General features: G+C 60.5%; 20 protein-coding genes and 1 pseudogene. 19 read left to right on the top strand and 2 right to left on the bottom strand.

Annotated features, from left to right (window positions below):
• Positions 1–49 precede the first annotated feature (49 nt).
• The 18 genes and pseudogenes from F6R97_RS14465 (at position 50) to F6R97_RS14550 (ending at position 18518) form a co-directional block, all read left to right on the top strand.
• Positions 50–1111, top strand: coding sequence for a Gfo/Idh/MocA family protein (locus F6R97_RS14465; protein WP_038980437.1), 1062 nt, complete (start codon positions 50–52; stop codon positions 1109–1111).
• A 4-nt stretch (positions 1112–1115) separates the two neighbouring features.
• The gene (locus tag F6R97_RS14470; protein WP_048397370.1) at positions 1116–2231 is read left to right on the top strand and encodes a DegT/DnrJ/EryC1/StrS family aminotransferase; all 1116 of its coding nucleotides are present in this window, start codon (positions 1116–1118) and stop codon (positions 2229–2231) included.
• Entirely contained in the window at positions 2232–2744 is a 513-nt protein-coding gene (locus F6R97_RS14475; RefSeq protein WP_038980441.1) for an NUDIX hydrolase, read from the top strand.
• The gene (locus F6R97_RS14480) at positions 2741–3844 is read left to right on the top strand and encodes a DegT/DnrJ/EryC1/StrS family aminotransferase (protein WP_315866717.1); all 1104 of its coding nucleotides are present in this window, start codon (positions 2741–2743) and stop codon (positions 3842–3844) included. Before F6R97_RS14475 ends, F6R97_RS14480 begins: the two co-directional genes overlap by 4 nt.
• Complete coding sequence (locus F6R97_RS14485) at positions 3825–5195, top strand: NAD(P)/FAD-dependent oxidoreductase (protein ID WP_315866718.1); 1371 nt, start codon at positions 3825–3827, stop codon at positions 5193–5195. Before F6R97_RS14480 ends, F6R97_RS14485 begins: the two co-directional genes overlap by 20 nt.
• A complete protein-coding gene (locus F6R97_RS14490) occupies positions 5192–5890 on the top strand; it encodes an HAD family hydrolase (protein ID WP_050682548.1) in 699 nt (232 codons plus the stop codon). Before F6R97_RS14485 ends, F6R97_RS14490 begins: the two co-directional genes overlap by 4 nt.
• Positions 5891–5892: 2 nt before the next feature.
• The gene (locus F6R97_RS14495) at positions 5893–7005 is read left to right on the top strand and encodes a fatty acid desaturase family protein (RefSeq protein WP_315866719.1); all 1113 of its coding nucleotides are present in this window, start codon (positions 5893–5895) and stop codon (positions 7003–7005) included.
• Positions 7002–7913, top strand: coding sequence for an S-methyl-5'-thioadenosine phosphorylase (mtnP, locus tag F6R97_RS14500; RefSeq protein ID WP_315866720.1), 912 nt, complete (start codon positions 7002–7004; stop codon positions 7911–7913). The genes F6R97_RS14495 and mtnP overlap by 4 nt, the downstream gene beginning before the upstream one ends.
• A gap of 4 nt (positions 7914–7917) precedes the next feature.
• Entirely contained in the window at positions 7918–8514 is a 597-nt protein-coding gene (nudK, locus tag F6R97_RS14505; RefSeq protein WP_038980451.1) for a GDP-mannose pyrophosphatase NudK, read from the top strand.
• A gap of 2 nt (positions 8515–8516) precedes the next feature.
• Positions 8517–9431 carry an ABC transporter substrate-binding protein gene (locus tag F6R97_RS14510; protein ID WP_315866721.1) on the top strand — a complete coding sequence of 305 codons (915 nt, stop codon included), beginning with the start codon at positions 8517–8519 and terminating at the stop codon, positions 9429–9431.
• A gap of 11 nt (positions 9432–9442) precedes the next feature.
• Entirely contained in the window at positions 9443–10654 is a 1212-nt protein-coding gene (locus tag F6R97_RS14515; protein WP_409999802.1) for an MFS transporter, read from the top strand.
• A 7-nt stretch (positions 10655–10661) separates the two neighbouring features.
• On the top strand, positions 10662–11318 hold the full coding sequence (locus tag F6R97_RS14520; protein ID WP_315866723.1) for an HAD-IA family hydrolase: 657 nt from the start codon (positions 10662–10664) through the stop codon (positions 11316–11318).
• Between the two features lie 60 nt (positions 11319–11378).
• Positions 11379–12281, top strand: a complete 903-nt coding sequence (locus F6R97_RS14525; protein ID WP_048397385.1) for a LysR family transcriptional regulator — start codon at positions 11379–11381, stop codon at positions 12279–12281.
• Positions 12282–12412: 131 nt separating this feature from the next.
• Positions 12413–13039, top strand: coding sequence for a glutathione S-transferase family protein (locus F6R97_RS14530; RefSeq protein ID WP_048397466.1), 627 nt, complete (start codon positions 12413–12415; stop codon positions 13037–13039).
• Between the two features lie 63 nt (positions 13040–13102).
• Positions 13103–14050: pseudogene (locus F6R97_RS14535) on the top strand (pyridoxamine 5'-phosphate oxidase family protein); the annotation flags it as partial.
• A 409-nt stretch (positions 14051–14459) separates the two neighbouring features.
• Entirely contained in the window at positions 14460–14834 is a 375-nt protein-coding gene (locus tag F6R97_RS14540; protein WP_315866724.1) for a DUF6124 family protein, read from the top strand.
• A gap of 371 nt (positions 14835–15205) precedes the next feature.
• The gene (locus tag F6R97_RS14545; protein ID WP_315866725.1) at positions 15206–16399 is read left to right on the top strand and encodes a DUF3142 domain-containing protein; all 1194 of its coding nucleotides are present in this window, start codon (positions 15206–15208) and stop codon (positions 16397–16399) included.
• Positions 16386–18518, top strand: a complete 2133-nt coding sequence (locus F6R97_RS14550; RefSeq protein ID WP_315866726.1) for a hypothetical protein — start codon at positions 16386–16388, stop codon at positions 18516–18518. The genes F6R97_RS14545 and F6R97_RS14550 overlap by 14 nt, the downstream gene beginning before the upstream one ends.
• Positions 18519–18528: 10 nt before the next feature.
• Here the strand turns inward: F6R97_RS14550 and F6R97_RS14555 are convergent, their stop codons facing one another.
• A complete protein-coding gene (locus tag F6R97_RS14555) occupies positions 18529–19158 on the bottom strand; it encodes a LysE family translocator (protein WP_315866727.1) in 630 nt (209 codons plus the stop codon).
• A gap of 145 nt (positions 19159–19303) precedes the next feature.
• On the opposite strand from F6R97_RS14555, the gene F6R97_RS14560 reads away from it, so the two are divergent.
• Positions 19304–19777 carry an Lrp/AsnC family transcriptional regulator gene (locus F6R97_RS14560; protein WP_052966045.1) on the top strand — a complete coding sequence of 158 codons (474 nt, stop codon included), beginning with the start codon at positions 19304–19306 and terminating at the stop codon, positions 19775–19777.
• A gap of 52 nt (positions 19778–19829) precedes the next feature.
• Here the strand turns inward: F6R97_RS14560 and lpdA are convergent, their stop codons facing one another.
• Positions 19830–21230 (bottom strand): dihydrolipoyl dehydrogenase, encoded by a 1401-nt coding sequence (lpdA, locus tag F6R97_RS14565; protein WP_315866728.1) that lies wholly within the window; start codon positions 21228–21230, stop codon positions 19830–19832.
• Positions 21231–21285: the final 55 nt, after the last annotated feature.

Below are 21285 nucleotides of genomic sequence, written 5' to 3' on the forward strand. Positions count from 1 at the left end.
CCAACATTCCTACGTACGCAGCACCCACTTTTCCAGGATGGAGATGGTAATGACAGTACTCAGAGTTGGCATCGTTGGTCTCGGCAATCAAATGCAAGAAAATTTGCTGCCCACCCTATTACAAATGCCGGACATTCGGATTGTCGCCGTATGTGACAGCGACCTTGCCCGAGCCGCGCAAATCCACCGCTTTATCTCGGATGTCGTTATTACCGACGACTTCGACCATATGCTCGATACAGGCACGCTCGACGCCGTCGTCATGGCTTGTCCACCCCAGGCGCATCGAGATCTTTCGCTCAAGGCCATGGCCAAGGGCGTCCATGTGTTCGTCGAAAAACCACCGTGCTTTACCCTGAGTGAGCTGGAAAACCTGATTGAGGTCAGCCGTCAGACCAATGTGATCACTGGCGTTGGCATGAACTTCAAGTTTGCCAAGCCTATGCGTCAGTTGCGCGATATCACCCGCACCGAACAGTTCGGCAAAGTCGTACACATCCAACTCAACCATTACGCCAGCAAACCCACGGCACCACTCTGGGGCCTGGATTCGACACTGCGTTCCTTCCTGCTGGCTCAAGCAATCCATACGATCGACTTGGGGGTGACATTCGGCGGCGGTGAGCTGCGTGACATCGAATCACGGGTTCAACGGCATGACGACTCACTGTTGGTGAGCCTGGAATTGCAATTCTCGACCGGTGCCACGGTGAGTCTGTTGAGCGGCACGATGTTCCCGTACTTCGAGTTCGACATGAAGATCGTCAGCTCCAAATCGATGATGGTCGAGTTGAACAACCTGTGGAATATCACCATGCACGAGCCGGAGCACGGCACCAGTGCAACCGGCACTGCCAAGCGCTGGCGCGGGGCCTGGCAGCCTGGTCCGCTGGACTCCGGGTATGAACGCAGCGGCTATTTCGGTGAGTTGGAGAAGTTCTTCGACGCCGTGCGCAATCACACACCGTACGAGGCCAATTTCGAAAGCCTGCTGCCGACCTTCAAAGTGATCGAGCAAATCTGCTACGCCGATAGCCAACGTGATATCGCGCCGGTGCTTCCCCTGCGCGCTGACCATTTCGCGAAATCCAAAGCCCAAGTCGGAGCCTGATTCAATGCCTTCTAATCAATCCAACGTCGCGACTGCCCGAGTGTCTGTTTCTGATAAGTATCGCCCGGTGTATGCCGACGACCTGCTGACCATGCAACAAACCCTGGAGCGTCCGCTATCGGGCACCAGCGATGTGGTGACCGAGTACGAAAGCAAGCTTGCCCAGTGGTTCGACGCTCGGCATGCGATTGCCGTTTCGTCGGGCGGTGCAGCGCTGAGCGTGGCAATTTATGCCGCTGGCGTAGGTCCGGGCGATGATGTGCTGCTGACCCCGAGCTGCCCGTTGTGCACCATTTACCCGATCATTGCTGCCGGCGCCAATCCGATTTTCGTCGACACCCGCACCCATGGTTTTGGCGCCGATCCGGCATCGATCAAGGCCCGCATGACTCCGCGTACCCGGGCGATCATCGATATTCCGATGTGGGGCTATCCGACCGAAGTCGATGAGTTGCGCACCCTCACCCATGAATTGGGTATCAAGCTCATTCTGGACCTGGCGCATTCCCACGGTACAACCCTGCATGACCGTCCGCTTTCGCAGTATGGCGACCTGTCGTGCTTCAGTACCCATGAACGCAAGCCGCTGGCCACCGGTGAGGGCGGTTTTATCCTGACCGACGACGATGCGCTGGCCCAGCGCAGCCGCGATTACAGCCGTTTCGGCAACCTGAACGGCAAGGATTTCGGCCTGAACTACAAGCTTGCGGCGCTGCCAGCAGCGCTGGGTGGCAGCCGTTTGGCGTCCCTGGCGGGTCAGATCGAGAAGCGCAGCGAGAACGCGGCGTATTTCCTCAGCAAGCTTGATCACAGCAAGGTGCGTGAGAAGAAAATCATTAATGGCGGTGTGCCGAACTACTACTTCCTGAATCTGGAACTGCACTTCGCCGATAACCGCGCCTTCATCGATTATCTGGACGAAGCCGGTATTCCCTCCGACATCAAACGTTACGGTTGCAAGGCGCTCTATGAGTTTCCGGCATTGACCCAATACCGCAATGAGTGCCCGAATGCCGAAGCCTTGCTGGCGGGCATGACGACGATTCCGGTGCATCCGGACATCACCCTGGCCGAGCTCGACTACATGGCCGAACGCATCAACCAGTACGGTGCCCCGTGAATGACTGACACACTCGATCGCTCGCAATTGGATCGGCACTTCACCGCGTCCGGGTTCGTTCTGAACCCGGAGCGGGAGATGTTGCTGCTGCATCACCGCAAGCTCGACGTCTGGCTGTACCCGGGCGGCCATATCGAGCAAGGCGAAACCCCTGACGTGGCGGTGTTGCGGGAAATTTTCGAAGAAACGGGGATTCGCGCCCACCTGATCGGTGAGCGCGATGAAGAGCTTGCCGATGTCGAAACCGACGTCACGGTGCTGCATCAGCCGTACCGGATTCTGTGCGAATACATCAACGACAAGCGCGGGCCGCACTATCATCTGGACCTGATTTACGTCACGGCGACCGAGTTGCGCAGCGTCCCTGACAACAGGGAGGTGGAGCACGCCCGGTTCTTCACGCAAAAGGAAACGGCGAACCTGAAGATGTTCCCCAACTTCCGGCGCATGGTGGACCGGGTGTTTGCCGATGATGCGGTCTGGGACATGGTCGGCATGAAGGTGTCGAAATGAGTCTGGCGGCGGTTTCAACGCGAACCATCGCGCAGAAATGCTCTCACGCCACGGCCGACGATCTGCGGGAGCTTGAGTGGGCATTGCATAGCGGCCTGACCGGTACCTCGCAGATCGTCGACGAGTACGAGGCCGCGCTTGCGGCGCTGTACGGCGTGCGGCATGTGATTGCCGTATCGTCCGGGGCGGCGTCGGTGACAGCCGCGTTGGCCGGTGTCGATTTCCGTCCGGGGGATGAAGTTATCGTCGCACCGACAGGACCGATCTGTACCGTGCTGCCGATTTTGTCCCTGGGGCTGGTGCCGGTCTTTTGCGATGTGGCGCCGGACAGTTTCGGCCTCGACCCAGTGGACCTGCGACGCTGCATCAGTGATCGCACCTGCGCGGTGATCGAGGTGCCAATGTGGGGTTATCCGATTCGCTCGGATGCCACTTGGGCGTATTTGCGTAAGGCAGGCATTCCGCTGATTCAGGACTTGGCCCACGCCCACATGACTCGCCTGAACGGCACCTGGCTTGCCCATCACGGCGAGATCAGCTGTTTCAGCACCCACGATTGTAAGTTCATCTCCACCGGCGAAGGTGGTTTTGTCATGACCGATGATGATGAGCGGGCAGCGCGCATCCGCGCCTACACGCGCTTCGGCAATCTGACAGGCGAAACCCTGGGCATCAACCTGAAACTCGGTGGCCTGCAAGCGGCGCTGGGTCTGGCGCGCTCGCGTCAGCTCGGTGCGAACCTGCAGCACCGCCAGCGCAATCGCGAGCGGTTGCTGGGGATGCTGGACAACCCGGCCTTTCGGGAAATGCCGGTGGTCGTCGGTGGTGAAGTCAACGCCTATTCGTTGTTGCTGCAAGCAGTCGGGCACGATGGGCGCGAACTGGTGCACTACCAGCAGCGGCACGGTATCGAGTCGGATATCGGCAAGTACGATAACCAACCGCTGTACCAGTTGCCCCTGTTGACCCGCTACCAGCGCGATTGCCCCAACGCCGCCCGATTACTGCGTTCACTGACCACAGTGCCGTTGCACCCCGATCTGGTGGACGACGACCTGCATTACATCGCCAAGGTGCTCAATGACTACTCTCCCGCCTGAATCAGCCGGTCGCGGCCGCCATGCGGTGGTGATCGGCGGCAGCGTGACCGGTTGCCTGACGGCCGCGGTGCTCGCCCGTCGTTTCGAGCGCGTCACCGTGATCGAAAAAAGCAACTTCTACGACGAAACCGGCCCGCGTCAGAGCATTCCCCAGGAGCATCACGTGCATCTGCTGCTGTTGCGTGGCAAGCAGATCATCGAGGGCATATTCCCCGGAATCCTCAAGGCGCTGGAGCACAGCGGTGCGCAAGTGGCGGACCTTGGCCACGATGTGAAGTGGTATCAGGGTGGACGCTGGAAGAACCGCTACCGAAGCGGCATCTATGCGCACTATTGCAGTCGTCGACTGATCGACAACCAATTGCGCCGATGCCTGTCGCAGGTGCCACGGGTCGAGGTGCTTTCCGGCGCGCGGGTGACGCGTCTGGAGTTTTCCGGCCACAGCAACCCGCGTGCGGTGAGCGGGGTGGTGATTGACAGCGGCTCTGGCGAACACAGCCTGGCCTGCGATCTGGTGGTGGACGCCAGTGGCCGGGGCACGCACCTGCCAACGTGGCTGAAAGAGGCCGGGTTCGGCGCGGTCGAAACCAGCGTGGTCAAGACCGAGCTCGGTTACGCGTCACGCATCTATCGCCGCCTTCCGGCCTTCGCCGAGCAATGGCAGGTGCTGCTGGTGCTGCCCACGGCACCGACGCAGAGTTCCATGGGGGTAATCAGCCCCATTGAAGGCGATCGGTGGATGGTGACAACCGGGGGATGGTTCGGCAATTTTCCTGGCAAGGACCCTGACGAGTTCTTGCAGGCCCTGGCCGCGCTACCGGTGCCGGATATCCATGAAGTCATCCGCGAAGCCGAACCGCTGTCGGACGTTTTCACCTTCAAGATGCCGGGCAGCAGTCGTCGCCATTACGACCGTATCGAACACTGGCCGACCGGTCTGCTGGTGGTGGGCGATGCCCTGAGCAGCATGAATCCGCTCTACAGCCAGGGCATGACCATCGGTGCCCTCGAAGCCGATTGCATCGATCAAAACATCGATGCAGTGCTGGGGCAATCGATCAGTTTTCAACAGTTACAGGCCTCGCTGTGTGGTGTGGTCGATGGCGCCTGGAACATGGCCACCACCGAGGATTTCCGTTTTCCGCAGACTCAGGGCGAGCGCAGTTGGCGTACCGGTTTCCACCATTGGTATGGCGCAGGCCTTGGCAAATTGTCGGCGAGCAATCGTCGCGCGCTCGAAACGCAAATCGGTGTGACCAACCTGGTGATGGAGCCCAGCCGGCTCTATTCACCGGCGATTGTGTCGCGTATCGCACTCAATGCCATCTTTCCCGGGAACACTCGACAATGATCGACGATCTCCTGCACTTCTCTGGCATCGAACACCTGGTGTTCGATTGGAACGGTACTTTGATCGACGATCTCGATCTGGCCGTCTTCGCGGTGAATCGCTGTGGCGAGCATTTTGATGTGGCGCCCATCACGGCGGCTCAATACCGGGCCAAGTTCGATTTCCCCATCGCCGATTTCTACGCGTCGTTGGGTTTTGATTTTGCGCAGACCCCATTCCCGATCATCGTCCAGCGCTACCTTGAGCATTTCGACGCCAACGTTGCGCAATGTCGGTTGCATGACGGTGTCCTCGAGTTACTCGATGCGGCGCGGCGCGCAGGCATTGGTGTGTCGATCCTGTCGGCGTCCCACTGCGATGTGCTCCTGCAAACCCTGGAAGCCAAGGGCCTGCGCGATTGCTTCGAGCACGTGGTGGGGCTGACGCACAATCACGCGACCAGCAAGGCCGCCGAGGCAGTCGTCCTGCAGCAAACCCTCGGCACGCCGGCCGCTCGCACCCTGTTTGTCGGCGATACCCTGCATGACTTTGATGTCGCTCGTTCCGTGGGCTGGCAACCGGTGTTGGTCACCACGGGCCATCAGGACGCCAATCGTCTGCGTCGCAGTGGCGCGGTGCTGTTCGACGGGCTGGGTGAGTTGCTGACCCGCTTCAGCCCCGACGACATGCGCGTCATCGAACTCGGGGAGGCCTGATCGTGACCACACCGCAGATTGTTCTTGTTTGCCTGATCGCGACAGCGCTGCTATTGCGTGCGCTGGTCACCTTTTATTACCGCGACAAGCAGCGTGTGCTGCGTTTGCTGAAGCTGGAACCGCGCCTGCCCGATCGCAAGGAGCATTACTACCGACCGCTGGATGAATGGTTCGCACCGTTGCCGTTTATCTGGGTCTGGCTGGATATCGTCGCCGCCGTGCTGCTCGCGTCGATTTATTCCACGCCGTTGATGTGGCTGGGGGTGGTGCTGTGGAGTGGCGGGCGCATGCGGGCGCTGCAAGAGTTCGGGCACAACGCTGTGCATTTCGCCTTGTGTCGGCACCACGCCTGGCAATGGTGGCTGGGCAACGTGTTCTATCAGTTCCCGATATTCAAGCGCGACATGCGCAGCCGTCACCAGGCGCACACCATCGAACACCATCGCCACCCCAATCATCCGCAACTGGACCCCAACCGCGCACGCGTGCACGCCGGCGGTTATGTCGCCGGGTTGTCGCCGGGCGGCTTCTATCGCTTGTTGCTGTACCCGCTGACCCCTGCCGGGGCCTGGGTAAATCTGAGCACGATGGTGCGCAACAGCCTGTTGAATCATTCCCGGGTGACGACGGTGATCCGCTGGCTGAGTGTAATGGCCGTGGCGGCGCTGCTTTACTGGGCGGGTGGCTGGAAAGGCGTGGTGTTTGGCTGGTTGCTGCCGTTGCTGACGTCGTACCCGGTCTATGCCTGGGTCTCGTTGCTTACCGAACACCGCTGGTTCATCGAAGGGTCGTCAAGGGACCGACGTGATCTCGAATACCTGGCCGGTCGGCCCACCGACTACTTCGGCCTGAGCGGCTGGATGGTGCGTGTGTTCATCGCGCCGACCTCTGACGCCTATCACCTGGCCCATTCGCTGTATCCCGGGGTGCGCTGGAATTACCTGCCGGCAATCGACCGTCATCTGAAGATTCACGAACCGCGCTACAGCAACAACGCCAGTGAAGGCTTGCTGTTGCGCCGGGGCAACGCACCGACGGCGCTTTCGGAACTGTACGAGCGCCTGGTCAGCACCGAACAAGAAGAATCCATCCTGAAGACGAGAGGCAATACGTGACGAACTCAACGGAATTTCAACAGGTGCAACGCATTGGCATTATTGGTGGCAGCGGTCTTCAACAGCTGCCAGGTCTGGAAGATATTCGCCTGGTCGAAATCGAGACCGCGTTCGGCCAGCCTTCCTCCCCCGTCACCCTTGGCACGCTCAACGGCGTGCCGGTGGCCTTCGTACAGCGTCATGGGGTTGGGCACACGATTCCACCCGCCTCAATCAATGTGCGCGCCAACATTGCCGCGCTACGTCACGTCGGTTGCACTCAATTGTTATCGGTCAGTGCGGTGGGCAGCCTCAGCCACGATGCGCCACCGGGCAGTTTCGTGCTGATAGATCAATTCATCGATCGCACCATCCAGCGTGACAAGACCTTCTTCGGCCCAGGCCTGGTGGGGCACGTGCCGTTCGGCAATCCAGTGTGCGGGCGCATGCACGCTGTCCTGGCCGAGAGTGTGAAAACGACGGATGTTCAGGCACTCGATAGCGGTACTTATGTCGTGATGGAAGGGCCGCAATTTTCGACCCGGGCCGAATCGAACCTCTATCGCCAATGGGGCGGCACCGTCATCGGCATGACCGCGATGCCCGAGGCGAAACTGGCTCGCGAAGCCGAGCTTTGCTACGCGATGATTGCCATCCCCACCGACTTCGATTGCTGGCATGAGTCCCATGAGGATGTGAACGCCGCCCTCGTCGCCCAACGCATGGCCGACACCTTCACCCTGACTCGCCGATTGGTCACCGAGGCGGTTTCGCGTCTGGGCGAGCATCGCGGTGCCTGCCCGTGCGGCTGTGACCGCGCACTTGATACGGCGGTGATGACCGCGCCTGAACACCGTGACCCGGCCATGGTGGATCGTTTGCTGACCGTCGCACCCAACGCCATGCACCTGAGATCGAATAAGGATTGAAATCATGAATCAAGCCATTGCCACCAAGGATCGCGTGCGCATCAAGCAGGTCGAGGTACTGTCGGATAACTGGTACGTACTGCGCAAAACCACCTACGATTTCCAGGGCCGCGACGGCACCTGGCGAAACATGTCCCGGGAGACCTACGACCGTGGTAACGGGGCGACGATCCTGCTTTACAGCAAGTTGAAGCAGACGGTTGTACTGACCCGGCAATTCCGGTTCCCGGCCTTCGTCAACGAACACGATGGCATGCTCATTGAGACCTGCGCCGGCCTGCTGGACCGAGACGATCCGCACACCTGTATCCGCAAGGAAACCGAGGAAGAAACCGGTTACCGGATTAAAGACGTGCGCAAGATTTTCGAGGCTTTCATGAGCCCTGGATCGGTGACCGAACGCTTGTATTTCTTTGTCGGCGAATATTTCGACGAGGACAAGCTGGGGGAGGGGGGCGGCGTCGAAGCGGAGGGCGAAGAGGTCGAAGTGCTTGAACTGCCCCTCGACGAGGCCCTGGCCATGATCGAGACAGGCGCTATCAGTGACGGCAAGACGATCATGCTCTTGCAGTACGCCAAATTACACCGGCTACTGGAGTGAGCATGAACGAGCTTATTGCGATCAGCTCCATGGAAAACGCCGAACTGGCCGAGTTCGTCGACGGCATTGCTGCTCACGTCGGTATACCCGTGCGCCTTACCCGTTGGTCAACCGCCGAACTGGTCGAGCGTTTGCGCAGCGACACCGCCGGGCCGTGGGATCTATTGCTGGGCACGGCGGCCACCGCGTTGCTGGACCCGGCACTGGCGTCGCTATTGATGCCCCTCGACAACCTGGACGTTTCGGCCTTGCCTCCCTCGGCGGTTGCGCAAGACCGACGCTGGTTCAGCCCATCCGGTTTTGTACCGGCGTTCTGTTACGACCCGCACGTGTTGGCAGAGCAAGGTCTTGCGCCGCCCACAACGTGGGAAGCCCTCTGTGCCGCGCGCTGGTCGGGGCGCCTTGCGTTGCCGGATCCGGCGCGCTCGGGCGCAGGCTATCTGCACCTGAGTGCGCTCCTTGAGCGTTACGGTGACGGCGCCTGGGACATGCTCGACACGATTGCCCGGTTGCAGCCGTCAATCAGCGGTTCGTCCACTGCGCCGATCGAGGCTGTGCTTGCCGATCAGGCGTGGCTGGGGGTGACCGTGTCAACGGCGGCTACCCGGGCCGCCCAGGAACATCCTTCGCTACGCTGGTGCGTGCCCGATGATGCGCGCTGCTACGAGTATGAAGTGTTCGGTTGTCGTGCCGGTTCGGCAAAGGCTGTGCAGGCACAGCAAGCGCTCGGCTGGATGCTCACACCCGCCGCGGCGGCGATCAGTCGCCGCTTCGGCAAAGTGGTGTTGGGCGGTGTTTCGGGTGGCGAACTGGAGGTCAGCGATTTGCAGGCGCTGGATGCGCAAAAGGCCAGTCAGGCGAAGATTGCCCGTTGCGCGCAGTGGCATTCCCTCTTTGCTGAAACGAGTGCTCGATGAGTGAGTTGCCTATGACTGACACCACACGCAACGACTGGCCCGTACCCGTCGACGGACACCCCTGGGGCATCTACCTGATGTTCGGACTCTTCGGCGCCCAACAAGGCATGTTGGGTCCGATCATGCCTTTTTTGCGCGGTGAACTCGAGCTGGACCTGCGCTGGACCGGTTTGCATTTTGCCGCCTACGCGTTGGGCCTGGCCTTGGTCGGCTTTCCGTATCGCTGGCTGGAGCGACGTTCGTTATCCATCGGCATGGGGCCAATCGCGATTGCCTCGATCGTGGTTGCCAGCGGTTTGTTCAGCTTGGCCAACTACCTGCCGATGACGCTTCTTGCCGCGATGTTGATGGGGTTGTCGGGTGGGTTGGTCATGGCGGTTGGCCAAGCCATGCTCGGCGCTCGCTATCAGGAACAAGCAGCGGCAAAACTGGTGGCGGCCCATGTGGTGGCTGGTCTTTGCGTGCTGGGCGGCGCCTTGCTGGTGGGCGGCGCGACGGCCGTCGATTGGTCTTGGCGGGTGGCGCCACTGGTCGTTGCAGTGTGTGCGGTCCTGCTGGTGGTGGTGTCGCGCACGGCGTATCGAATGGACGCGGGGTCGCCACATGACGCTCGGCTTGTGCAGGGCAACAATAGCCTGCCCCTTGGACGACGGTTGCAGCTGAGCCTGTGGGCGTTGGTAATCCTGGGGATTTCGGCGGAATGGGGCGTCGGTTTCTGGGGCGCCGAGTACATGAAAACCCATGTGCAGATCAGCGCCTCGGCAGCGGCGACCTTGATGAGTGTGTATTTCGCGGGTACGGTCTGCGGTCGCCTGGCCAGCAGCTATGCGTTGCGCGCAATCAGACCGCTGACGCTGCTGGTGGCGGTAATGCTGGGGGCGATCGCCACGTTGTTGGTGTTGTACTTCACGCAAGAGCGATGGGCCACGGCGGCTTTCACCTTTGTACTGGGTGCCTGCCTGGGCAATTTTTTCCCGCTGATCCTGGGCTCGGCGATGAGCATCGCGCCCCGCGCCAGTTCCGCGCTCAGTACCCAGGCATCGCAAGCGGTGGGGGTGGCGTTGTTGCTGGCGCCGTTTCTGCTCGGCCTGCTCTCGGAACGGATAGGCGTAGAAGCCGCCTTCAGTTTGTTGATTGTGTACCCCATTCTCATGTTGCCGGTTGTGCTGGGGTTGCGCGGCGCGTTATCCACAGGCAATGCGGCTGTTATTCGACAGGAGTAAGTATCAATTGGTTATCTCTGCACTGTTGTTCGACCTGGATGGCACCCTCATCGATACCGATGAGTTACACCTCAATGCTTACAATCAGTTGTTGGCGCGTTGGGACCGCTCGATGGACATCAGCTATTACAAAGCAAATGTCATGGGCTTTCCGGACGACATGATCTTCGGCGGGTTGTTTCCCGATATGCCCGTAGAACAATACGCGGCACTGGCGGCGGAAAAAGAGACAATGTTCCGCGATCAATTGGGTGAAACCCATCCTGTGCCCGGGGTGCTGCGCATTCTTGACTATGCCGACGCCGCCAACATTCCCGTGGCTGTGGTGACCAATGCCCCGCGTGAAAATGCAGCGGCCATGCTGAGCGGAATGGGGATTGCCAACCGCTTCAAGACGTTGGTGATTGGTGGCGAACTGGCACGCGGCAAACCGCATCCGATGCCGTACCTCACCGCCCTGGAAATACTCGGTGTCGAGGCGGGTGATGCGATTGCCTTCGAGGACTCGCTGGCCGGTGTGCAATCGGCTTCGGCGGCCGGCATCCATACCTTTGGCATGCTGGCCGGGCTGCGAGAAAACCAGCTTCGCGAGGCCGGTGCCCAGAGTATTATCCGGGACTTCAACGATGCTGCCCTGTGGGACTGGATCAAACCCGTCTCTTGATCCATCGTCCCCCGGGTCGAAGTGTGTCGGGTGGCGGCACACGACTGGCCGAGGACACCGATGGACCGATTCCAGGAAATGCAGGTATTCGCCGCCGTCGCCCAGGAGCAAGGCTTCTCGGCGGCGGCGCGGCGGTTGGGGATGTCGGCGGCCAGCGTCACCCGCGCCGTGGCGGCGCTGGAGAAACGCATCGGCACCCAGTTGCTGACACGTACCACCCGCAGCGTGCATTTGAGCGAGGCGGGTCAGCGTTATCTGGAGGACTGTCGGAGAATTCTCACCGAGGTGCAGGAAGCCGAGGATTCAGCAGCCGGGAGCCACGCCCAACCCCGTGGGCAACTGACGATCACGGCGCCGGTATTGTTCGGTGATTTGTTCGTTACGCCGGTCATGGTCGGTTACCTGACTCAATTCCCTGACGTCAGCATCAACGCTCTACTGGTCGACCGGGTGGTGAGCATGGTCGAGGAGGGCATCGATGTGGCTGTGCGCATCGGTGAGTTGCCTGACAGCAATCAGCATGCAATTCGCGTGGGCGAAGTGCGGCGGGTGATCTGCGCTTCCCCTGGATTCCTGGCTGACCATGGCCGGCCTCGGCATCCTGCAGATTTGAGCGCAGCCCCGATCATCGCCACCTCGTCCATTGGCCAGCAGAGAAGCTGGCCGTTCCTTGACGCGGGAGAGCCGATCAGCGTTCGTCCGGAACCGCGTCTTGTGGTCACCGCCAATCAGGCGGCTATCACTGCCGCCGCCATGGGGCTGGGACTGACCCGGGTGCTGTCGTATCAAGTGGCGAGCAAGGTCGCCGTCGGTGAGCTGGAAATCGTTTTGTCTGACTTCGAACTGCCGCCATTGCCCATTCATGTGGTCTACCAGGGTGGGCGCAAAGCCCCGGTGCGGGTCCGTAGTTTTGTGGACTTCGCGGTGCAGGTACTGCGCGAACACCCAGCCCTGCACGGATGAAGGGTTATTGCACTGGATGAAATAATGGATTGCGTTTGCTGGTTATTCTGTTGTTTTGGTTGCAGATGGAAGATAGCCCCCTATCGGCGCTGATCTTTCCTGAACGGCGCCACCACCCAGCGGAGTCGACCATGCAAGCCATCAAGCTCTACAACTTCCCCCGTTCCGGCCACGCTCACCGTGTGGAGCTGATGCTGTCGCTGTTGCAACTGCCGGCCGAGCTGATCTTCGTCGATTTGGCCAAGGGCGCGCACAAGCAAGCGGATTTTCTGGCGCTCAACTCGTTTGGTCAGGTTCCGGTGATTGATGATCAAGGCGTGGTGCTGGCCGATTCCAACGCGATCCTGGTTTACCTTGCGCTGAAATACGGCAACGGCCATTGGCTGCCAACCGATCCGGTCGGTGCGGCCAAGGTTCAGCGCTGGTTATCGGTCGCCGCCGGGCCGATTGCCTTTGGCCCGGGCAGGGCAAGGCTGATCACTGTGTTTGGTGCACCTTACAACGCGCAAGAAGTGATCGCTTATGCCCACACCTGGCTCAAAGTGATCGATCAGGAACTGGGCGCAACGCTCTATCTGGTCGGTAGCGAGCCGACCATCGCCGATGTCGCCGCGTACAGCTACATCGCCCATGCACCGGAAGGCAATGTGTCGCTGGACGACTACGCCAACATCCGCGCGTGGCTGGTGCGGATCGAAGCCTTGCCAGGGTTTGTCGGCATGCCGCGCACCGTCGCCGGTTTGCAAAAAACTGCCTGATGCTCACGGCCCGATTCAGTCGGGCCGTGCTTATTGCGCGATGAGCGCAGGGGAGAAACCGTTATGGAACGTTCACCTTGGCACGCAGGCGAGAAACAGTTGCAGGCTTATGTGGGTGTCGCCGAGCGAATGGACGCATTAGGTCGTAGGGTGATTCGCGGCGAGATGCCGGATCTGCACCGCGCGTTCTATCAGCAACTGCCGTTCATGCTGTACGGCGCGGTGGATGCCGACGGCAACCCTTGGGCCAGCATTCTTGAAGGAGCGCCGGGGTTTGCCCATTCTCCAGAGCCAACGCTGCTGCAATTCGGCAGCCTGCCTGGCAACGACGACCCTGCACAATTGCAAGAGGGAGCGGCGATCGGTCTGCTCGGTATTGAGTTGCACACCCGACGTCGCAACCGCCTCAATGGTCGAGTCGGCGCTGTGACGGCGAGCGGCTTCGAGGTGAAGGTGGAGCAGTCTTTCGGCAATTGCCCGCAATACATTCAATTGCGCCAGTTTCGCTCGGTGCCCTTGGCGGATCCGGCGATTCGTATTGCGCAGCACCTCAATGGGCTGGATGACGCGGCCAAAGCCATGATCACCGGCGCCGATACTTTCTTTGTCGCCAGTTATGTGGACGTCGATGGCCAGCGCTCGGTGGACGTTTCTCACCGGGGTGGCCAGGCAGGTTTCGTCCAGGTAGAAGGCAATCGCCTGACCATCCCGGACTTCGCCGGTAACCTGTTCTTCAATACCTTGGGCAACCTGTTGATCAATCCTCGAGCCGGTTTGCTGTTCATCGATTTCGATTCGGGCGACCTGCTGCACCTCAGCGGTCGCGCACAAATCATTCTCGAAGGCCCGCAGGTCGAAGCCTTTCAAGGGGCCGAGCGGCTGTGGACATTCGAGGTGGAGCGCGTGGTGCGCCGGCCCGCGGCGCTGGCCTTGCGCTGGCGCTTTGACGGCGTGTCACCCAAAAGTTTGCTGACCGGTACTTGGGCGAAGGCGAATGCGCACCTGCAAGCCCATGGTTCAGAGCCTTTGGTGCTCGACCTTTAGGAAAAGATCGCAGCCTTCGGCAGCTCCTACAGGATGTAAACAAATCCCGCGTAGGAGCTGCCGAAGGCTGCGATCTTTTGATCTTCAGGCAGTCCTACAGACGATGATTTTAGAGGGATGTTTCCGACAAGTTTTGACGGTTGTCGGTCGGAAATGGGGTGGATAGGCTTTGGGGGTCGCTGCAAATTCAGTGATCGGGTTTGGTCGCCCAGGTTTAGAATGGCGCACTTTTGTGCTTGCTTCATGGCGAGCTGTGCGTGGGAGGGCTTAGGCCCTGCCGGGTTCCATTCCCTGGTCGACCAACCCGCGTACGGTTCGCCACCCTTCTGCTTGGTCGCAGTGTTGGCGAACTCCAGTCCTCGAATGGAGTTTCATCATGTTCAAAGCAACACCGAATCCCCCGGAAACCGATGACGTTTCCCCCTACGAATCCCTCGATTCAAAAAAACTCCACGAAGCCGCTAACCGCGCGCTCGATCACTACCTCAACCCAGCCGCCCTCAAATCACCCGCGACCCGCAAGCCGAGCACGATGTATATGGTTGCGCCGGATATCAAAGACGAAGACCTGTTGGCCCACACCTGTGAATCGTTGGCCCAGGCCAGTGTGATGGCGAGTGATTTTGCGGGGTATCTGGAAGGGCCGCACCGGCACACGGCGATGGCGATTCAACAGATCGTCATGCTGGCAGAGCTGGCGGTGAACCGGATGCTGGATAACGTGGGCGTACCAAAACCTGCGCCCCTGTAGGAGCGAGGCTTGCCCGCGAAGGCGGCCTGACATTCAACATTGATGTTGGCTGATACGCCGCCTTCGCGGGCAAGCCTTAATGCCAGTCAGTTAAGCGAATGAACCGCTTTTCGTAGGAGCCAGGCTTGCCGGCGAAGGCGCTCTTAAGGACGCCTTCGCCGGCAAGCCTGGCTCCTACAGGTCCGATTTACCCTTAACTGACTGGCATTAGGGCAAGCCTCGCTCCTACGGAGTCATGCGTAGGACAGGGATTTCTCTTCCACCGAAAATTCAGGTGATCATTGCCCGCAAGCCAATGGCTGAGTAGGGTAACGAGCAGAGCGACATAGGGCTTGAGAGGCCCTTTTTGTATTTCAGGGATAAGGTTTTTCATGGTTTTTTTCACACGCTTGATCGTTTTGCTGGCAGCGGTGTTGCTCAACGGTTGCGAGCGACCGGGCGCACCGCCACTCGATCAGCAACTCTACGTCTGGCAACGCCAATGGACGTCGGCCCATGACGCCGCGCTGCGCGACAGCCGCGCCGATTTCTCGACCTTGCGCGTGCTGGCCTTGCAGGCGTTCCCACAGGCCGGCTGGAGCCGGGCGCGGATCGATCCGGTGCTGCTCAAGCGTGATGGCCGGCCGCTGATTGCGGTGGTTCGTCTGGATGGCCAGCTCCCGGGGCTGGATCAGGACGAGGTCACCGCGCACATCCAGCAGGTGCTCAGCGATTGGCAAGGGCAGGGACTGATCCTCTCCGGCGTGGAAATCGACCACGATGCGGGTAACGCCCGGCTACCGGCCTACCACGAATTCCTCACGCATCTACGCGCCGTTCTGCCGGCCTCCTTGCCACTGAGCATCACCGCATTGCCGGCCTGGCTCGACAGCCCAGAATTGCCGGCGCTGCTGGCGGCGGTCGACAGCAGCGTATTGCAGGTGCATGCGGTGAGCGATCCACGGCGTGGGCTGTTCGACCCGAATCAGGCACGGCAATGGGCCAGGGCCTGGAGCCGTATCACCTCGAAACCGTTTTATCTGGCGCTGCCGGCTTATGGCGTGGCGTTGTTGCCGGGGGCCAGTGGCGCGCCGATCGTGGAAAGCGAAGTGTCTATCGACCGGGGTGGCGATCGACGGGAGTTGCTGGCGGATCCGCTGCAACTGAGCAAACTCGGTGCCGAGTTACGCGCCGATCCTCCGGCTCATCTGGCCGGATTGATCTGGTTTCGTCTGCCGCTAGTCAATGATCGCAGGGCCTGGAGCCTGACAACGCTAATCGCTGTGGCGCGTGGCGATACGCTCGACAGCCGCATGGGGCTGAAGCTCTTGGCGCAGGACGGCCTCTACGACATCGGCGTCAGCAACCAAGGCAATCTCGACAGCGCCTGGCCCGAACGCCTGACACTGGCGGTGCAGGGCTGCGATGGCGCCGATGCATTGGCCGGTTATGCATTGCAACAGCGCCCGGATCTGCTTACCTTCACCCGCCTGCGCGAGGGTCGAATCCCCGCCGGCGGGCAGCGCGCCATCGGTTGGGCACGCTGCGCAAATATTGATCAAGGAGGTTCGAATGTTCACCCGTAACTGGCCCCGCCATATGCTTTGCCTGAGCCTCAGCCTGCCGTTGGGTTCGGCGCTGGCCTGCGGGCCGGACTTCCCCATGCGGCTGCTGGACAACCGTGGGCAGTCGCTGACGGAACTGCCGGAAGGCAACTTCAACGTCGAGATCAACCGCCTCGGGCACGCCATCGCGGGACTGAAAAATGTCACCGCAGCCACCAACATTCCGGGGGACGGTTACGGCGATGCGCCGGATTACGCGGGTCAGCGGAACACTGCCGAACAAGCCGGTCTGACGCCTGAGCAGCAAGCGCTGGTGCAACAGCTGCGCAGCCTGAGCGATGCCCGTCAGGTTGAAGAACAAGGTGCGAGCCTGCCGGCCGAGCACATGTTCTATCTGGCGGGTGCCGTGGCGTTCAACGCGGGTGATCACGGTTTGGCCACCGAGTATTTTCAGAAAGTGCTGGCGCTGCCGGCGGATCAACGTGCGTTGCGCAGCACCTGGGCGGCTTACTCGTTGGGGCGGGCACTGTTTGCCATGAGTTCAGAGGCGGACGCGGGTCCCGACCTGTTGGCTCAATCCCGGAAGGCCTTCGAGCAGACTCGTCAATTGAGTATCGACGGCTTCAGCGACCCTTTGGAGCTGGGTGTTGCCAGCCTCGGCGAAGAAGCGCGAGTGGCCCGCACCGCGGGTGATTGGGATAGCGCCATCGAACTCTACGCGACGCAGAACCTTCACGGTTCGGCGGTGGGCTACAGCTCGTTGAAGTTGTTGATGGCCGATCTGATGACAATGTCCGACGATCGACTGGCCGTATTGCTCAAGGGCAAAGCGGTGCAGCAACTGGTGACGGCGTCGTTGATCAGTCGACTGGGCTGGTCATTCGGTGATCAACCCCCGAACGAACAGAAATTGATCAAACTGCTGCAAAACAGCACCCGCGGCAGCCTGGATAACGCGGATCGCCTGGCGGCGATGAATTATCAACAGGGCGATTACGCCAGTGCCAAAGGCTTCCTCGAACAGGCCGGTGACGGCGGCCTCGCATGGTGGCTGCGGGCGAAACTGGCGTTGCGTGATGGCGACAAAAGCGCTGCCGCGGCGGCCTATGCCAAAGCAGCCCAGGCCTTCCCGCAAAACGAATCCTGGGGTGAACGACGGACCCCTGACTGGGATTACGAAACGGTGCAGCCCAAGTGCCGGGTCGACGGCGAAAGCGCAATCCTGGCCCTGCAACGCGGGGATTATCTGCAAGCCTTTGATCAGCTCTATCGCAGCCAAAACATTTACTGGTACGACGCGGCCACCGTTGCCGAGCGGGTGCTAACCCTCGATGAACTCAAGCAGTACGTCGACACTCAGGTGCCCGCACCGCCGCCGCTCAGCCAGCAAGATCGCGACAATTATGTGCCGTTGCCGGTAGCCGCGAACCTGCGCAATTTGCTCGGGCGGCGCCTGCTGCGCGAAGGGCGTTATGACGAAGCCCCGGCTTACTTCGACAACGTCGATCTGCAAAACAAGGCTAAGGCGTATGGGCAGTTGCGTCAGGAGGCAGACGCTGCCTGGTGGCCGACCAAACGTGCCGCGGCGTTGTTCAACGCCGCTTCGACGGCACGCCAATGGGGAATGGAGCTTCTCGGCTACGAAATGGCGCCCGATTACGCCACATTCGGTGGCAATTACAGCCTTGAGAGCCGTGAGCTAAAGGTCGGCCCGTTAGTGGCTGAAGATGAAGTCTTGCGTCAGCAAGCCAGCGCCGCTCAACCCGATGAGCGCTATCACTATCGTTATGTCGCAACGGCTTTGGCCAGTCGTGCTGCCGATAATCTGCCTCATACCAGCCAGGCTTTTGCGGCGGTGTTGTGTGCGGCGGCGGGGTGGAACACCAGCGTTGAAGAAGAACGTGCGTTCTATCAACGCTATGTGAAAGAAGGCCCGTACGTGGATTGGGCAGAGAACTTCGGTCACCAATGCCCTTATCCAGACTTTGAAAACGCCAGCAAACGTTATGTCACCCAGGCCACCGATGCTACGCGTTCGATGCTGCGGCCCTACAAGAAACCGGTGCAGGTAGGCGCTATTGTGGCGATCACGGCGACGGCTTTGCTGCTAATTAGTCGCCGCCGTCGTAGAGCGCGATAACCCTCAAGCCTCAAGCCTGCTGCACAAAGGTCAGCCGCACCGCGAAGCCGATCAGCAGGCTGCCGAACAACCACTGCTGCACCCGCTGGGCCGATGGACTGCGTTGCAGCCAGCGGCCCAGTGCGGCGCCGACCAACGCGTAGGCGCTGTCGAACAACAACCCGACACCCACCAGCATCATGCCCAGCGTTGCGAATTGCGCGAGCACTGGGCCGGCGTGCGGATCAATGAACTGCGGCAACAGCACCGAGCAGAACAGCAGCGCCTTGGGGTTGAGCAGGTTCGTCAGCAAACCGCGCTGGATCGCCTCGCGCCAATGCGGTTTTTCAGTTGTGGCGCCTGCACTGTTCAAGCTCGGCAGCATCGTGGTGCGCAGGCACTGAATGCCGATCCACAGCAGGTACGCTGCTCCGACCAGGCGCACCATATCGAAGGTCCAGGGCGCCGTCTTGAATAGCGCCGCCAAACCCAGCGCCGCCAAGGCCACATGACAACCACGCGCCACGCCCAGCCCCAACGCCGTGGCCAGCGCCGCGCCTTTGCCCTGACGTGCGCCGGTCTGCAATAGCAGAATCATGTCCGGGCCGGGCAACAGGTACACCACCGCCAGTGCCATGAAAAACAGCCAGAGTCCTGCCATGTTGCACCCCATTCGTTGTCGATTTGGTGGGATCAGTCTATGGCTGGAGGGCAGGGCAGGTGGTTGCGTAGTCAGCTTCTAAAGCGTCGATATTTGGCATAACCTGCCATTTTATGATGATCGAACCATCGGGATCTGCCAAACCATGAAACTGGACGCCTACGACCGCAAGATTCTCGCGGCGCTGCAACGGGACGGTCGCCTGAGCAACGTGCAATTGGCTGACGAAATCGGTTTGTCCGCCTCGCCCTGTTTGCGTCGGGTACGGATGCTGGAAGAAGCGGGAGTGATTCGCGGCTATCAGGCCAATCTGGATCGAGATGAAGTGGGCCTTGGGCTGACGGTGTTTGTCGGGGTCAAAGTCGAACGACACAACGATGAACAGGCCGAAGCCTTTCGCCTGGCCGTGACGGCATTGCCCGAGGTGATTTCGGCGTTCCTGGTGTCAGGGGAATCAGATTTTCTGCTGCAAGTGGTGGTGCCGGATTTGCGCGCCTATGACCGTTTTCTCACCGGGCGACTGCTGAAATTGCCGGGTGTGAGCGACATCCGCAGCAACTTTGCGATTCACACGGTGAAGACACCGGGGGCACTGCCGTTGGAGCATTTGCCCAGCTGAAAAGATCGCAGCCCGCGTAGGAGCTGCCGCAGGCTGCGATCTTTTGATCTTCCTACATCTGCGTCGCCATTCCCTCCACATCCATTGCCGCCTGACGCAAGGCTTCGGAGCGGGTCGGGTGTGGGTGACAGGTCAGGGCGATGTCTTCGGCCGAGGCACTGAACTCCATGGCTACGCAATATTCGCCAATCATTTCACTGACGCTCGGGCCCACAAGATGCACGCCGAGGACTTCGTCGGTGCGCTCATCGGCCAATACTTTGGCGAAGCCTTCGGTTTCGTGATTGATCTTCGCCCGGCTGTTGGCGGTGAAGGGAAATTTGCCGACCTTGTAGGCGCGACCTTCGGCCTTCAGCTGTTCTTCGGTCTTGCCGACGCTGGCCAGCTCCGGTTTGGTGTAGATCACGCTGGGGATCAGGTCGTAATTGACCTCGCCGGCCTTGCCAACGATTTGCTCGATGCACGCCATGGCTTCGTCTTCGGCCTTGTGGGCGAGCATTGGCCCCGACGTCACATCACCGATCACCCAGACGCCCGCCGCTTCGGTGCGGTGGCCCTTGTTGGCGAGCATGCCGCGTTTGTCCGTGGCGAGGCCGACGTTTTCCAGTCCCAGGCCTTGGGTGTAAGGGCGCCGACCAATGGCCACCAACACGTAATCGGCTTCAAGTAACTCGGCGGTGCCACCCGCGGCCGGTTCGACGCTGAGCTGAACACCGCTCGCCGACGTCGTGGCGCGGGTGACTTTCGAACTCAACTTGAAGCTGATGCCTTGCTTGCTTAATGAGCGCTGAAGGGTCTTGCCCGCTTCGCCATCTACACCGGGGCAGATCCGGTCGAGAAATTCGACCACCGTCACCTGAGCACCCAGGCGCCGCCATACCGAGCCCAGCTCCAGGCCGATCACCCCGGCACCGATCACCACTAGGTGCTTCGGTACTTCGTTCAGCGACAGGGCGCCCGTGGAGTCGAGGATACGTTTGTTATCGATGTCCACGCCGGGCAGGGGAGTGGGTTCGGAACCGGTGGCGATAACGATTTCCTTGGCGCTCAGCTCGGTCTTGACGCCCTGGCTGTCGGTCACCGTGACTTTGCCCGGCCCGTCGATGTGGCCCCAGCCCTTGATCCAGTCGACTTTGTTTTTGCGAAACAGAAACTCGATGCCTTTGGTCAGCCCGGTAACGCTTTCATCCTTCTGTTTCATCATTTGAGCCAGGTTGAGGACAGGTTTGACCTCAATCCCCAGGTTGGCGAATTCCGCCCCCATGGCCGCGTCGTAGAGTTCGGAGGCATGCAGCAGCGCCTTGGACGGCATGCAGCCGACATTCAGGCAGGTCCCGCCCAGAGTGGCGCGGCCTTCCACGCACGCCGCTTTCAGACCCAGCTGGCCGGCGCGGATCGCTGCGTTATAACCGCCGGGGCCTGCGCCCAGAATCACGACGTCATAGGTGCTCATAGTGGTACTCCTGGCAAAAGGGACGGGATCGATAAAAGTAGCCTTCGATAAAAAT

The organism is Pseudomonas sp. JV414, from assembly GCF_032424305.1.
GTDB classification, from domain to species: domain Bacteria; phylum Pseudomonadota; class Gammaproteobacteria; order Pseudomonadales; family Pseudomonadaceae; genus Aquipseudomonas; species Aquipseudomonas lini.

Excerpts from the sequence above, each read along its gene's own strand:
- F6R97_RS14560 (WP_052966045.1), top strand. The coding sequence starts at position 19,304 with ATGAAACTGGACGCCTACGACCGCAAGATTCTCGCGGCGCTGCAACGG.
- lpdA (WP_315866728.1), bottom strand. The coding sequence starts at position 21,230 with ATGAGCACCTATGACGTCGTGATTCTGGGCGCAGGCCCCGGCGGTTAT.
- F6R97_RS14490 (WP_050682548.1), top strand. The coding sequence starts at position 5,192 with ATGATCGACGATCTCCTGCACTTCTCTGGCATCGAACACCTGGTGTTC.
- F6R97_RS14465 (WP_038980437.1), top strand. The coding sequence starts at position 50 with ATGACAGTACTCAGAGTTGGCATCGTTGGTCTCGGCAATCAAATGCAA.
- F6R97_RS14550 (WP_315866726.1), top strand. The coding sequence starts at position 16,386 with ATGTTCACCCGTAACTGGCCCCGCCATATGCTTTGCCTGAGCCTCAGC.
- nudK (WP_038980451.1), top strand. The coding sequence starts at position 7,918 with ATGAATCAAGCCATTGCCACCAAGGATCGCGTGCGCATCAAGCAGGTC.
- F6R97_RS14540 (WP_315866724.1), top strand. The coding sequence starts at position 14,460 with ATGTTCAAAGCAACACCGAATCCCCCGGAAACCGATGACGTTTCCCCC.
- F6R97_RS14555 (WP_315866727.1), bottom strand. The coding sequence starts at position 19,158 with ATGGCAGGACTCTGGCTGTTTTTCATGGCACTGGCGGTGGTGTACCTG.
- F6R97_RS14545 (WP_315866725.1), top strand. The coding sequence starts at position 15,206 with ATGGTTTTTTTCACACGCTTGATCGTTTTGCTGGCAGCGGTGTTGCTC.
- F6R97_RS14475 (WP_038980441.1), top strand. The coding sequence starts at position 2,232 with ATGACTGACACACTCGATCGCTCGCAATTGGATCGGCACTTCACCGCG.
- F6R97_RS14510 (WP_315866721.1), top strand. The coding sequence starts at position 8,517 with ATGAACGAGCTTATTGCGATCAGCTCCATGGAAAACGCCGAACTGGCC.
- F6R97_RS14515 (WP_409999802.1), top strand. The coding sequence starts at position 9,443 with ATGACTGACACCACACGCAACGACTGGCCCGTACCCGTCGACGGACAC.
- F6R97_RS14530 (WP_048397466.1), top strand. The coding sequence starts at position 12,413 with ATGCAAGCCATCAAGCTCTACAACTTCCCCCGTTCCGGCCACGCTCAC.
- F6R97_RS14470 (WP_048397370.1), top strand. The coding sequence starts at position 1,116 with ATGCCTTCTAATCAATCCAACGTCGCGACTGCCCGAGTGTCTGTTTCT.
- F6R97_RS14525 (WP_048397385.1), top strand. The coding sequence starts at position 11,379 with ATGGACCGATTCCAGGAAATGCAGGTATTCGCCGCCGTCGCCCAGGAG.
- F6R97_RS14485 (WP_315866718.1), top strand. The coding sequence starts at position 3,825 with ATGACTACTCTCCCGCCTGAATCAGCCGGTCGCGGCCGCCATGCGGTG.
- F6R97_RS14480 (WP_315866717.1), top strand. The coding sequence starts at position 2,741 with ATGAGTCTGGCGGCGGTTTCAACGCGAACCATCGCGCAGAAATGCTCT.